The organism is Phormidesmis sp. 146-33 (genome assembly GCF_052939515.1).
Window position 1 is genome coordinate 66728 of sequence record NZ_JBJPHU010000009.1, and the last position, 14889, is coordinate 81616.

Annotated in this window: 4 protein-coding genes; all 4 read left to right on the forward strand. The window is 48.6% G+C overall.

The genetic code is table 11. The annotated features are described in order from the left end of the window. The first annotated feature begins 24 nt into the window (after positions 1-24). Genes ACJ2PR_RS06005 through ACJ2PR_RS06020 form a run of 4 tightly spaced genes read left to right on the forward strand, consistent with a single transcriptional unit; the run spans position 25 to position 14877 of the window. Positions 25-3165, forward strand: a complete 3141-nt coding sequence (locus tag ACJ2PR_RS06005; RefSeq protein WP_446876354.1) for a non-ribosomal peptide synthetase — start codon at positions 25-27, stop codon at positions 3163-3165. A 4-nt stretch (positions 3166-3169) separates the two neighbouring features. Next, on the forward strand, positions 3170-9271 hold the full coding sequence (locus ACJ2PR_RS06010) for an amino acid adenylation domain-containing protein (protein WP_446876355.1): 6102 nt from the start codon (positions 3170-3172) through the stop codon (positions 9269-9271). A gap of 21 nt (positions 9272-9292) precedes the next feature. Beyond that, positions 9293-10339, forward strand: a complete 1047-nt coding sequence (locus tag ACJ2PR_RS06015; RefSeq protein WP_446876356.1) for a TauD/TfdA family dioxygenase — start codon at positions 9293-9295, stop codon at positions 10337-10339. 17 nt (positions 10340-10356) lie between these two features. Then, positions 10357-14877 (forward strand): amino acid adenylation domain-containing protein, encoded by a 4521-nt coding sequence (locus ACJ2PR_RS06020; protein WP_446876357.1) that lies wholly within the window; start codon positions 10357-10359, stop codon positions 14875-14877. The last annotated feature ends 12 nt before the right edge of the window (positions 14878-14889 follow it).

Below are 14889 nucleotides of genomic sequence, written 5' to 3' on the forward strand. Positions count from 1 at the left end.
GACTGAGTTAAGAGAAATAGATTTATGCAAAACCCAATCATTACAGGATACAGATTGTCTCCCCAACAACAGCGCTTGTGGAGGCTACAGGCATCTGGCGATCGCTACATCGCTCAATGTGTGATTCAGTTAAACGGAGAGATTGATCGCGATCGCCTACACGCTGCTCTCCAAGCTGTTGTTAATCGCCATGACAGTTTACGAACTACGTTTGGTCGTCGGGCTGGGATGAAACAACCGCTGCAAATCATTCATCCTATAGCTTCACTCGTCTGGCAATCCTTTGATCTGAGCATTGAAGCTAAAGCTTCTCAGATCGAATCCTTGATCGAAGCAGAACAAGGCAAGTTCGAGAGTCTAGAGCAGTTGCCATTGTTACGATCGCTCCTACTTGAACTGTTACCCCAAGAATTCTTACTGATCCTGACATTGCCTGCGCTCTGTGCAGATTCGAGAAGTTTACAAAATTTGGTAAAGGATTTATTTCAAGCTTACACGCATAACTTGATAGATCAAATTTCATCAGAGGAAGTGGTGCAATATGTACAGTTCTCAGAGTGGCAGAATGAACTGTTAGAAGAAAATAACACTACGGAATCGTACTGGCAGCAAAATTCGCAGCTAACCTCATTAAAGTTGCCATTTAGAGTGATCACAGATGGGATTACTTCATTTAAGCCACAGGTTTATTCTGTTCCCCTCTCGCCTGAAATTAACACTCAAATTCAAGCGACAGCAGAGCGGTATGGTGTGTCGATCGCACTCTTTTTACTAGCGTGTTGGCAGGTGTTAATTGGGCGATTGACCGGACAAGCAGAAATCACGATCGGAGTCGTTTGGAGCTATCAACAGTATGAAGAATTAGAGTCTGTTGTTGGCTTATTGAGCCAGTCTCTACCATTAAAAAGTCAGTTAACAAAAGGGATTTCATTCAGCGAAGTGCTGCGTCAAACTCATCAAACCTGGCAGGCGATGGAGGAGTGGCAGGACAGGTTTGATGAATTGAAGGATCAAGAATTCTTTCCCTTAAGCTTTGAGTTTTCTGAGCAGTTATCCCAATCTGTGCCAGAACTATCCTGGGAAATTGAGCGACAGCAAGTTTATAGCGATCGCTTCGACCTAAAACTCAGCAGCTTTATACAAGCAGGTCATCTAACTATCGAGTTGCAGTACAATTCCAACCTGTTCTCTACTCAAGCAATTTCCTGTCTTGCGTCTCAGCTACAAACTCTACTCGAAAGTGCCACTGCTCAACCAGAAGGCTCGATCGCTCAACTTAATCTTCTAAGCGCTGAAGACCTTGATCAACTGCTAGTCAAATGGAACAACACGGCGGTTGTCTACCCACTCAATGCGTGTTTGCCTCAGCAATTTGAACAGCAAGTTGAGCAAAATCCAGATGCCACTGCATTGGTGTTTGAGAGCCAATCGATGACATATCGAGAATTAAATAGTCAAGCTAACCGACTCGCTCACTATATACAACAATGCGGGGCTAAACCAGATACTGCAATTGCGATTTATCTGGAGCGATCGTTAGAGCTAGTTATCGCAGTTCTAGCAGTCCTGAAAGCAGGAAGTTCTTACCTACCAATCGATCCAGCTTTACCAACTGCTAGCTTAGGGTTTCGGTTACAGGATGCTCAGGTGTCGATCGTCCTCACTCAGAAATCGTTATTGCATCGCCTACCTGAATCCCGACCGCAGGTGATCTGCTTGGATGACGATCAAGTGACGATCACTCAACACAGTCCTGAGAATCTCAATCTTGCGATCGCTCCGAATAACATTGCCTACATCATTTACACGTCTGGTTCGACTGGACAGCCCAAAGGAGTAGTCATTGAACATCGACAGATTCTCAACTACCTGCACAGCATTTCAGAGCGGTTAAGTTTTCCACCTAACGCCAGCTATGCGATCGTGTCCACGCTGGCAGCAGACCTCAGTTACACAATGCTGTTTCCCTGTCTCTGTAGCGGCGGCTGTTTACATATCATTGCGGCTGACCGCGCCTGTGATGCTCAAGCACTGGCTGAATATTTTAGTCAGCACCCGATCGACTGTCTCAAGATCGTGCCCTCCCATCTACAAGCTTTACTCGATTGTCCAGATCCCACCAAAATTTTGCCCCGACAGCGATTAGTTTTGGGCGGAGAAGTTTGCCGTTGGAGCTTAATTGAGCAGATTCAACAACAGATGCACACCTGCGAAATCTTTAATCATTATGGGCCGACAGAAACAACGGTGGGAGTACTCACGTATGCTGTTAAGCCAGAAGATTTAGCGAACCGCATTTCGGAAACAGTGCCGATCGGACGAGCGATCGCCAACACGCAGATTTATGTTCTGGATAGTCACGGACATCCTGTGTCGATCGGAGCCACAGGTGAACTTTATATTGCTGGTGCAGGACTAGCGCGAGGATATTTGAACCGTTCTGATCTAACAACTGAAAAATTTATCTCTCATCAGCTTGATCGACGGCTCTACAAAACTGGAGATTTCGTTCGATATTTACCCAACGGCAACCTGGAGTTTTTGGGGCGCGTTGACCAGCAAGTTAAATTGCATGGATTTCGGATTGAACTGGGAGAAATTGAAGCGCGATTGCTACACCATCCAGAGGTGAGAGAAGCCATCGTGCAGTTGAGGGAAGACGATCCGAAAAATCCGGTGCTGGTTGCTTATGTAGTACTACAGGCTTCAATTCCTGTGTCAGACCTGCGGCAATTTCTGAAGCAGAAGCTACCGGAATACATGATTCCCGCCGCCTTTGTGGAATTAAAAGCGTTGCCCTTGACTGCCAATGGCAAAGTTGATCATCATGCGCTGCCTACACCTGAAAAAGCCAAATCTGTCCAATCGTATGTTGCGCCTCGCAATTCGGTTGAAGCGACGATCGCGACTATCTGGTCAGAAATTCTGGGGGTGGAAAAGGTCGGCATTTACGACAACTTCTTTGAGCTAGGTGGACACTCCCTGCTGGCAACTCAAGTACTGGCTCGATTACGACAGATCTTTCAGGTGGAACTCCCGCTGCGGCAACTCTTTGAGGCGCACACAGTTGCAGCCGTTGCTGAACAGATCGAAGCAATCCTACTGGCGGAAATAGAAGAATTAACCGAAACAGAAGCGCAAGAACTTGTCCAGAAGAGGGGGTAGAATTATGCAGCACAATGACTCGATCGCAACTCGAAAATTGCAGCTTTCAGACGCAAAACGCGCCCTGCTGGAAAAGCGTCTGCGCGGCGAATTTATAGATTCTGATAAGCAGTCGATCGTGGCTCGTTGTCCTGCACAGGTAGGAAACCCGCTGTCTTTTTCGCAGCAGCGTATGTGGGTTTTGAATCAGCTAGAACCAGAGAACGCTGTTTACAACATTCCCACAGTTCTGCACTTGCAAGGTTGTTTGAATATTCCAGCGTTGGAGCAGAGTTTGAATGAAATTTTACGCCGTCATGAGGTGTTGCGGAGCAGTTTTACCACGCTTCAAGGGCAACCGCTTCAAGTCATTCATCCCGTTGTCAGTCTAAATATTCCTGTGGTGGATCTATCTGAACAATCCACGACTCAACAGCAAACAGAAATTCAGCACCTTGCGATCGAAACGGCTCAAAAACCGTTTGATCTGAGTCAGGTTCCGCTTTTACGAATCACACTGCTGCGGTTGCGATCCTCTGAGCATGTGATTTTATGTACAATTCACCACATTGTTTCAGATGCATGGTCAGCGCAGGTACTGATACGTGAATTGATGATTCTTTACCGTGCTTTCTCTCAAGGTAATCCCTCTCCATTGCCAGAACTTCCGATTCAATATGCTGATTTTGCTTACTGGCAGCGTGAATCTCTCAAGGGCGATCGACTGAACACACATTTATCCTACTGGAAACAACACCTACAGTCTTTACCCCCACTGTTATCGCTACCCACCGATTATCCGCGTCCTCCGGTTCAAACCTTTCGGGGAAAAACCTGCTGGCTGCAACTTTCGGCTTCTCTCACTACCAAGCTCAAGCAACTGAGTCAACAACACAACGCTACGCTATTCATGACCCTGCTGACAGCCTTCACGACGCTGCTCTATCGCTACACTCAGCAGACAGATATGTTAGTTGGTACGCCGATCGCGAATCGCACCCAAAGCGTGACAGAATCCCTGATTGGTTGCTTCGTTAACACACTGGTTTTACGAACGGATCTATCGGGCGATCCCCCATTCAGCGAGTTACTGGCGCGGGTGCGAGAAGTGACATTGCAGGCTTACACTCATCAGGATCTCCCGTTTGAACAACTGATCGAAGCGCTTAATTTAGAGCGAACATTGAGCCATGCTCCCCTGTTTCAGGTCATGTTCGGGGTGCAAAATGTGCCTACAACTACACTAGCATTGCCAGAACTAACAATCACTCCTCAACCCTTGGAGAGTAGCACTGCCAAGTTTGATTTATCGCTTCTCTTCAGTGAAACTGAACAGGGATTGTTAGGCGGACTGGAATATAACTGTGATTTGTTCGCAGTCGATACGATAGAGCGATTGATCGGACACCTGCGAATGTTGCTGGAAGGAATCGTCACCAATCCACAGCAACGCCTCAGTCAGCTACCGTTACTGACCGCAGCAGAACAGCAACTCCTGATTCAATGGAATCAAACGCAGGTTGTTTATCCAGAGCAGCTTTGTTTGCATCAACGGGTAGAAAGACAAGTCGAGAAAACTCCCGACGCGATCGCTGTTGTGTTTGAAGGGCAACACCTTTCCTATCGAGAATTAAATACTCGCGCCAATCAACTCGCTCATTTCCTACATCGATTAGGAGTCGGAGCAGAGGTACGAGTAGGAATTTGCCTGGAGCGATCGCTAGAAATGGCGATCGCGCTGCTAGCAGTTCTTAAGGCGGGTGGAGCTTACGTGCCGCTTGATCCAGACTATCCAGGCGATCGATTAGCATTTGTGATGACAGATGCTCAAGTTCCAATTTTACTCACCCAACAGCATTTGAAGCCGATCGTCTCGGATTTTCAGGGGCAGATTCTTTGTCTAGACACCGATTGGGGTCAGATTGCTCAGGAATGCTCCACTAATCCTGATCCTGTTGCCAGCTTAGGGAATTTAGCATATGTGATTTACACTTCTGGCTCTACAGGCAAGCCGAAAGGGGTGATGAATACCCATCGAGGCATCGATAATCGCCTTTGCTGGATGCAAGCAACGTATCAGTTAACGTCCCGCGATCGCGTTCTCCAAAAAACACCATTTAGCTTTGATGTCTCCGTCTGGGAGTTCTTTTGGACGCTGGCTACAGGTGCTTGTCTGGTTATGGCGCAACCAGGGGGACATCGAGACAGTGCCTACCTTATCCGGTTAATTGCAGAACAGAACATCTCGGTGCTGCATTTTGTTCCATCTATGCTTCAGGCTTTTCTAGAGGAGCCAGAACTACCAGAAGCCTGTGGCTGCATTCGGCAGGTTTTTTGTAGTGGCGAAGCTTTACCTGTGGAACTACAAAATCGCTTTTTTGAGCGACTAAATGCCGCCCTACACAATCTCTACGGGCCTACAGAAGCCGCGATCGATGTGACGTACTGGGAATGCAATCCTCATTCTGAGCAAGTCACAGTTCCAATCGGTCGCCCAATTGCTAATACACAAATTCACTTGCTTGATCACTCCTTGCAGCCTGTACCGATTGGGGTTCCTGGTGAGCTTTACATCGGCGGAATGGGTTTGGCAAGAGGCTATCTCGATCGTCCGGTACTTACGGCAGAGCGATTTATTCCCCATCCTTTTAGTGATGTACCGGGAGCAAGACTCTACCGCACAGGAGATCTGGCTCGCTACAGAGCAGATGGAGCGATTGAATTTTTGGGTCGGACGGATTATCAAGTCAAAATTCGGGGATTTCGGATTGAGTTAGGTGAAATAGAAGCGGTTTTGAGTCAGCATCCCCAAGTACGGGAAGCGGTAGTGGTCGCGCGGGAAGAAGTAACCGGACAGAAATACCTAGTTGCCTATGGAGTTCTGCGAGATGCTGAGGAAATTGCAGTTCAGACGCTACGAAACTGGCTAAACCAGCGATTGCCAGAGTATATGATTCCTTCAGCCTTCGTCTGGTTGGAACAGATGCCGCTAACTTCTAGTGGAAAGACCGATCGCCGCGCCCTACCTGCACCGGAGATCTCCCGATCAAGGTTAGCCACTCGCTACATCGCTCCCCAAACATTCATAGAACAGCAGCTTGTGGAGATTTGGTCACAGGTGTTGGCGATCGAGACAATCGGAGTGCAGGACAACTTTTTTGAATTGGGTGGGGACTCTATCCTCAGCCTGCAAATCATTGCAAAAGCAAATCAAGCTGGGTTGCATTTAACTCCCAAGCAGTTGTTTCAACATCAGACCATCCAGGCGTTAGCAGCGATCGTTAGCACTGCCTCTCACACAACGGCTGACCAGGAGTTAGTCACAGGTTCACTGCCGCTGACCCCGATTCAACACTGGTTTTTTGAGCAGTCATTGCCAGACATACACCATTGGAATCAGGCAGTATTGCTGACAGTGCATCAGCGGCTAGATCTCACTGTTCTCAAACAGGTGATGCAGCAGTTACTGAGCTATCATGATGCACTACGATCGCGGTTTTATCAAGAAGGAAACTGTTGGAAAGCGGTCAATGCAGAATGGTCACCTGATCCCTGTGCTGAGATCGATCTTTCTGAACTACCAGACACCCAGCAAAATAGTGCAATGGTTAGAGCGATCGAGCAACTGCAAGCCAGCCTGAATCTGGCAGAGGGATCGCTGATACGGGTGGTCTGGTTTGATTTTGGCGCTGGCAAGTCCAGTCGTCTGTTGTTCATCATTCATCATTTGGTTGTGGATGGAGTGTCTTGGCGCATCTTGTTAGAAGATTTTCAAATGCTCTATCAGCAGCAGCTTCAGGGACGCACCATCCAGCTACCCCAAAAAACGACTGCATTTAAACAATGGGCGCAACGGTTGCAACTCTATTCACAGTCTGAGGAATTACAACAAACTCAAACCTATTGGCTGTCTCCTAGTCCAACAGAGCCAATTCCGATCGATTTCCCAAATGGAATGAACACTGTTGCCAACACTCATACACTGTCCGTTAAACTGAATCAGGCAGAAACACAGGCGTTGTTGCAGCAGGTGCCTGCTGTTTATCGTACTCAAATCAATGACTTACTCCTAACCGCACTGGTTCAGGCATTCGCTCAATGGACTGGAACTTCCCGGTTGTTGGTCAATCTGGAAGGTCACGGACGCGAACAGCTTTGGGAAGACATAGACCTATCGCGCACGGTTGGCTGGTTTACCACGCTATTTCCAGTACAGCTAGATTTGACAAATATCACTGATCCGGCTGAGGCATTGAAATCAATTAAAGAGCAGCTACGCCGGATTCCTACTCGTGGATTGAGCTATGGAGTGCTGCGTTATCTCAATCAAGACACCGTTGAACCACTACGATCGCTGCCTCAAGCCCAAGTTAGCTTCAATTATCTGGGTCAGTTTGATCAGTTGCTGCCAGAGTCTTCCCTGTTCGAGCTTGCGCCAGAGTCTGCTGCGCCCCTGCAAAGGTTGTCCGGCAGTCGCTATCATCTATTAGACATTCAGGCTGGAGTCACAGGAGGACAACTGCATCTCAACTGCACCTACAGTCAAGCAGTGCATCAATCCACCACGATCGCCGCGCTCATGCAAGCCTTTGTCGCATCCTTGAGAACATTGATCGATCATTGCCTGTCTCTTGGTGCTGGAGGAAGCACCCCTTCAGATTTTCCCCTTGCAGAACTGGATCAAATCACTCTGGATCAGTTGGTTGGCAGCGATCGTACGATCAAAGATTTGTATCCGCTCTCTCCAGCACAGCAGGGAATTTTGTTTCACACGCTGTATGCGCCAGACCACGGACTCTACAGCACCCAACTATCATTTAATTTATGCGGAAAATTGGATACCGTTGTTCTCCAGCAAACTTGGCAGCGGATCGTTGATCGCCATCCTGTTTTTCGGACTGCTTTTGTTTGGGAAGGACTCGATCGACCCTTGCAAGTTGTGCGACAGCAGGCTTCCCTATCCTGGCAGGAGGCAGACTGGCGCAACTTGTCTTCAGAACAGCAGCAAGCCCAGATTGCCGCTTTATTAAAAGACGATCGACAGCGTGGGTTTCAAATCCATCAAGCTCCACTGAGTCGGATTCTCCTGATCCGACTGACAGAAGACACCTACCGATTTATCTGGCATTTCCATCATTTGATTTTAGATGGATGGTCTGTGCCGCTGGTGTTTCAGGAAGTGTTCGCCACCTATGAACGGCTCTATCAGGGACAATCAGTTCTTGCGCCGCCGACTCGTCCCTATCGGGATTACATCACCTGGTTAATCAACCAGGATCTTGCGCCAGCCAAAGCCTTTTGGAGCCGAATGCTGCAAGGATTTACAACCCCAACCCGCTTCAACAACTCGTCAGCCAAAATCGATCGAGCCAGTGAAGCCACAATTCTGTCGCGATCGTTCACGCTCCAAACCACTGCCGCACTGCAATCCCTGGTTCAACAGCATCGGCTAACGCTGAATACACTGATTCAGGGAGTTTGGGCACTGTTATTGAGCTATCACAGTGGCAGCAAGGATGTAGTATTTGGTGCAACAACAGCAGGTCGTCCGGTGACGCTATCTGACTCGAATTCTATGGTTGGAATGTTTATCAATACTCTGCCTGTGCGGGTGCAGATTAATCCGGATGCTGCTTTCATTCACTGGCTTCAAGCAATTCAAGTTCAACAAAGTGAAGCCCGACAGTATGAATACACGCCACTGGTACAAATTCAGCGGTGGAGTGATCTTGCTCCAGGCTTACCACTATTTGAGAGCCTGATTGTGTTTGAGAATTACCCGATCGATGAATCCCTAAGACAGCGATCGACTCAATTAGACATTCAGCGAGTCAGTTCCAGCGTGAATAATGGCTATCCGCTCACCGTGCGGGTGATTCCCGAAACAGAGTTGTCGCTGCAACTGTTGTACGACCCGGCTCGGTTAGATAGCGACGTTATGAGTCAATGGCTACAGCGTTTTTCAACGGTTTTACACCGAATTGCCGAACAACCGGAGGTGCCGTTAAAAGAACTCATTACCTGGATCGTTGCAGCCGAGCAGCAACACCAGCAAACCAAAGCACAGGAACTAGAGCAATTAAGCCTTCAGAGGTTGAAATTGACTAAGCGACGCAAACAGCATTAACCCTTGATGGAATTCCCTACTATGAATCAGATTCCAGATCCCACGACTTTCATCCGGCAGCATCGACGTAAGTTAGTGACTTCTACAACTCAGCTTGTTCAGATACAACCGTCTGAACAACAGCTTCCTCTGATCATTCAGCCAACATTGGAAGGGCTGAGTTTAGCGACGTGGGCAAAGGAGAATCGACGACTGATCGAAACAGAGTTGTTGAAACATGGCGGGATTCTGTTTCGTAACTTTCAAGAGTTAGGGGATGCAGATTTTGAGACATTCATGCAGGGGGTTTCCCAAACCGCAATGCCTTATTCCTATCGATCGACTCCCCGCACCCAAGTTCGCCCTAATGTCTACACCTCCACAGAATATCCAGCGGATCGGGCGATTCCACTTCACAACGAAATGTCCTATGCGCGGCAGTGGTGCCTGAAAATTAGCTTTTATTGTGTTCAGCCTGCTCAACAGGGGGGAGAAACTCCGATCGCGGATAGTCGCCGGGTTCTAGCGCAGATTCCTAACAGCATTCGATCGCGATTTCAGGATGGCGTGCTGTATGTGCGGAATTATGGTGGGGGGCTGGATTTGCCCTGGCAGGAAGTCTTTCAAACGGACGATCGATCAGTCGTTGAAAAATACTGCCATCAGGCTGGAATTGCAATTGAGTGGTGGGGACAGGATCAGTTAAGAACTCGTCAGGTGTGTCAAGCGATCGCTACCCATCCTCAGACGGGTGAAGCGGTTTGGTTTAATCAGGCGCACCTATTTCACATCACGAGTTTAGGAGCAATGCTCCAGACCGATCTGATTCAGGGAATTCCTATGGAAGCGCTACCGCGCAATGCTTACTATAGCAACGGCACGGAGATTGAACCCTCTGTTCTCGAAGTAATTCGCTCCGTCTATCAGCAGGAGACAGTGCGATTTCCCTGGCAAGCCGGAGATGTACTGCTTTTGGACAATATGCTCACTGCACATGGACGCTGCCCATTTTTGGGTTCACGTCGAGTTCTAGCGGCAATGGCAGATCCTCACAGTCCAGATATGCTATGGGCGACAAACAATCATTGATAAGTAGGAACTGAACTATGCAATTACCCACGATCGAGGGATACCGACTGTCACCTCAACAAAAGCACCTGTGGTCTCTACAGCGATCGCATCCTGACGTTCCGACGATCGCTCAGTGTGTCTTGCTATGTGAGGGAGCGCTTCAGGTTCAAACTTTGAAGACAGCGATAGAAAAGGTGATTCAGCGACATGAAATCCTCCGAACAGCGTTTCAATGCTTGCCGGAGATGATTCTGCCGCTTCAGGTGATTCAGGAGGAAACTAATCTCAGCATCTCTGTGTCAGAACCTTTATTCGATCGTGGACTGGTTCAAAATCTGGAACTAGCTGTTCAGGACTACTTACAAAAAAATAGCCAAGTCCCCAGTCTTGAGCAATCTCCATCACTACGAGTGGCGATCGTTCCCCTGGCTCCACAGCAACATTTGTTGATTTTGAGTCTTCCGAGTTTATGTGCAGATGCAACGACGCTACAGCTTCTTGCTAGCGAAATTAGCCGTACCTATGCTGGTGATTTTGATAGTCAACTAGATGAGCCGATGCAATATGCAGATCTAGCAGAGTGGCAAAATGAACTGCTAGAAGCGGAAGCAACGAATTGCGGTAAAACTTATTGGCAGCAGCAATTCATGGATTTAAGCAGATGGAAGCTTCCCTTTGAGCGCCAAGGTCTTCAGTCTGTACCCTTTCAACCGCGCTGCTTCACCGCTCACCTGGATGCTGAAACCATTAGCCAGTTCGCTCAATATGACAACGGCTCGATCGCGGCGGTATTGCTGACCTGCTGGCAAGTGCTGTTGTGGCGGATGACGAGTCGATCCGATATCACCGTCGGTGTTACCAGCATGGCGCGAAAGTACGAGGATTTGCAACACGCTCTGGGACTCTTGGACAAATGCTTACCATTACAGAGCCATTTGGAGGAGCATGATCTCTTGAGTCAACGGGTGCAGCAGACGGCTCAGATCATGCAGGAAGCACACCAATGGCAAGAATACTTTACAGGATTGCCTCTAGTAACTTTGCCCGTTGGTTTTGAGTTTGCGGAATGGTCTGTGGCATCAACGCCTGACCTGACTTTTTCTATCTATCAGCAAGCAGTTTACCTGAATCGTTTCAAAATTAGACTGTCCTGTGTTCGTCAATCCGGGCAGCTTCGAGCCGAATTTTATTATGATGCCAATTTGTTTGCAGCCAATGCGATCGCTCAAATTGCGAACAATTTTCAAACCTTACTGACTTCAATTATTCATCAACCGAATGCTAGACTCGCAGACCTCAATTTGCTCAGCGATCGCGATCGACAGCGGCTCTTAGTGGATTTCAACCCAACAACAATCAACCATTGCAGCTACAGCACAATCCATCAATGGTTTGAACAGCAGGTAGAACAATCACCCGATCGCGTTGCCGTAGTCTTTGAGGATCAATCCCTCACCTATGCGGAACTAAATGCCCGCGCCAATCAACTGGCTCACTTCCTGCGGACACAGGAAATTGAACCTGAACAGCTTGTGGCGCTCTATATCGATCGTTCTCCAGAAATGCTGAGCGGCTTATTGGGAGTTCTTAAAGCGGGCGGTGCGTACTTACCTCTTGATCCGGGCTTACCTGCGACGGCAGTTGAGCAGCGGTTACAGCAGGTTCAAGCCTCAATTCTCCTGACCCATCAGAAACTTGCAAATGATTTGACATTGACGATGCGGGTAATTTGTCTGGATACGGACTGGTCTACGATCGCTCAACAAGCCACCACCAATCCAACCCACTGCACAACACCCGAAAACTTAGTTTATGTCCTGTTCACATCAGGTTCAACAGGTCAACCGAAAGGGGTAGCTGTAGAGCATCGACAGTTGTTGAATTATGTCAACGGCATCTTAACCAGGCTGGCTATCCCTGAAGGGGCAAGTTTTGCCACAGTTTCTACTCTGGCTGCGGATTTGGGCAATACTACGCTGTTCGCCTGTCTATGTACAGGTGGCTGTTTACACCTGATTTCCCAGGAACGATCGCTCGATCCCAATGCACTAGCAGAATACGGTCGTCAGCACGCGATCGACTATCTCAAAATTGTTCCTTCTCATCTCAAGGTGTTGCTCGACGCTGCTGATTGTCGGGCAATTCTGCCCCAACGACAGCTAATCCTGGGTGGAGAAACGCTTGATTGGCATCTCGTTGAACGAATTCGGCAACTTGCGCCCACTTGCCAGATACTCAACCATTACGGGCCGACAGAAACCACTGTGGGCGTGTTGACTTATGAAGTTCGAGAACGCCTATTGGCAGCTGATTCTGAGACGGTTCCATTAGGCTACCCGCTGCCAAATACCCAAGTTTATCTACTAGATACTCACCTCCAACCTGTCCCGATCGGTGTTGCGGGTGAAATTTACATTGGTGGCGCTAATGTAACCCGTGGCTATCATGCCCAACCTGAATTCACAACTGCTGCTTTTGTGCCGCATCCGTTTAGCAGCGATCCAGATGCCCGATTGTACAAAACCGGAGACTACGCTCGTTACCGTCTAGATGGAACGATCGAGTTTTTGGGACGTGCAGACCAGCAAGTGAAAATTCGGGGTTTCCGAATTGAACTGGGAGAAATCGAAGCGGCGTTGAAGCAACATCCAGAGGTGCGAGAGGCGATCGTGCTTGCTACAGAAGCAGAACATCCACAACTGATTGCCTATGTAGTTTTTCAGGCTGCTGATGCGATCGTGAATCTGCGCCAATTTCTGCAAGCCAAACTTCCCGAAGTCATGGTACCGTCCGCAATCATCCCTTTGAAGGCACTGCCATTGCTGCCGAATGGCAAACTCGATCGTCACACGTTGTTAGCAATGGAGCTTCCCCAATCAGATACCGCTAACGCATTTGTTCCACCGCGCACTTCCATCGAAGCAACAATTGCACAAATTTGGGAGACTGTTCTCAGGCTGCCACAAGTGGGAATTGATGACAACTTTTTTGAGTTAGGCGGGGATTCCATTCTCTGCATTCAAGTGATTGCGAAAGCCAGTCAAGCTGGACTCCGATTCACGCCCAAACAATTGTTTGAGCATCCCACCATTGCGACGCTGGCAGAAGTGGTCAATACGGCTCCCATCATTGCCGCAGAGCAGGGAGTTGTAACAGGAATTGTGCCGCTGACTCCAATTCAACACTGGTTTTTTGAGCAAAATCTCCCAGAGCCACATCACTGGAATCAATCGATCCTGCTGCAAGTTCAGCAACCCCTTAATCCAGTTTTGCTGAGGCAAGCACTGAGTCATCTGCTGCAACATCACGATGCCCTGCGGCTGCGGTCTCATCGAGATGCAACAGGCTGGCAACAGATTAATACTGATGTTGATACGATCGTGCCATTCACTCAACTAGATTTGTCTACCCTTGCCGCCACAGAGCAATCTCAGACAATAACCACCGTTGCTACCGACCTACAAACAAGCCTGAATCTTGCGGACGGTTCATTAATGCGAGTCGTTCTGTTTAACTTGGGCAATGATCAGCCCGATCGCCTGTTGCTGATTCTGCATCATCTCGTGGTTGATGGGGTGTCCTGGCGCATTCTGCTAGAGGATTTGCAAACAGCTTACCAGCAATTAGCTCAGGGTCAAGCGGTACAGCTACCTGCGAAAACAACCTCCTTTAAGGAGTGGTCAACCCGTTTGCAGAACTATGCTAACTCGGAGGCACTCCAGCAAGAACTCACTTACTGGCAGCAAGAGAGTGGAGCCGCCACACTGCCAATGGATAATCCGACTGGAGCCAATACGGTTGCCCTGATCCAAACAGTGTCCGTCGCGTTGACCCAAACAGAAACCAATGCTCTCCTCCAGGAGGTTCCAGCCACCTACCAAACTCAAATTAATGATGTGTTGCTCACGGCGCTGGTGCAGACATTTTTTCAGTGGACTCAAATTTCCTCGCTTTATCTCGATTTAGAAGGACACGGGCGAGAGTCGCTGTTTGAAGATGTGGAGGTGTCCCGCACGATCGGCTGGTTTACCACAATTTTTCCTGTGCAATTGCAATTGGATGATCCTCAGCATTCCGAAAAATGTTTGAAATCCATCAAAGAGCAACTGCGCCAGATTCCTCGACAGGGCATTGGTTACGGCATCTTGCGCTATCTCAATCAGAACGAAGTGACAGCTAGTTTGCGCGATCGTCCGCCCGCTTCTGTGAAGTTCAATTACCTGGGGCAAGTAGACACGATCGCTGCCCCAACGTCCTTATTTGCCCCGGCACCGGAATCGACAGGACTGGGGCGCAGTCCTCAAGGCAACCGCCGTTATCTGCTCGATATCACTGCAATTGTGAGCGAGGGACAACTGCACCTACGGTGGGATTACAGCGCGGAAATTTACCAACGTTCTCGCATTGAGCAGCTCGCCCAAAACTATCTCACTGCTCTGCGATCGCTGATTGCTCACTGTCAGTCGCCAGACGTAGGCGGTTACACTCCCTCAGATTTTCCAGATGCTCAACTCGATCAAGAAGACCTCGATTTACTGATTGCTCAGTTAGATTAACCAGGAAGCCAA

Excerpts from the sequence above, each read along its gene's own strand:
- ACJ2PR_RS06005 (WP_446876354.1), top strand. The coding sequence starts at position 25 with ATGCAAAACCCAATCATTACAGGATACAGATTGTCTCCCCAACAACAG.
- ACJ2PR_RS06010 (WP_446876355.1), top strand. The coding sequence starts at position 3,170 with ATGCAGCACAATGACTCGATCGCAACTCGAAAATTGCAGCTTTCAGAC.
- ACJ2PR_RS06015 (WP_446876356.1), top strand. The coding sequence starts at position 9,293 with ATGAATCAGATTCCAGATCCCACGACTTTCATCCGGCAGCATCGACGT.
- ACJ2PR_RS06020 (WP_446876357.1), top strand. The coding sequence starts at position 10,357 with ATGCAATTACCCACGATCGAGGGATACCGACTGTCACCTCAACAAAAG.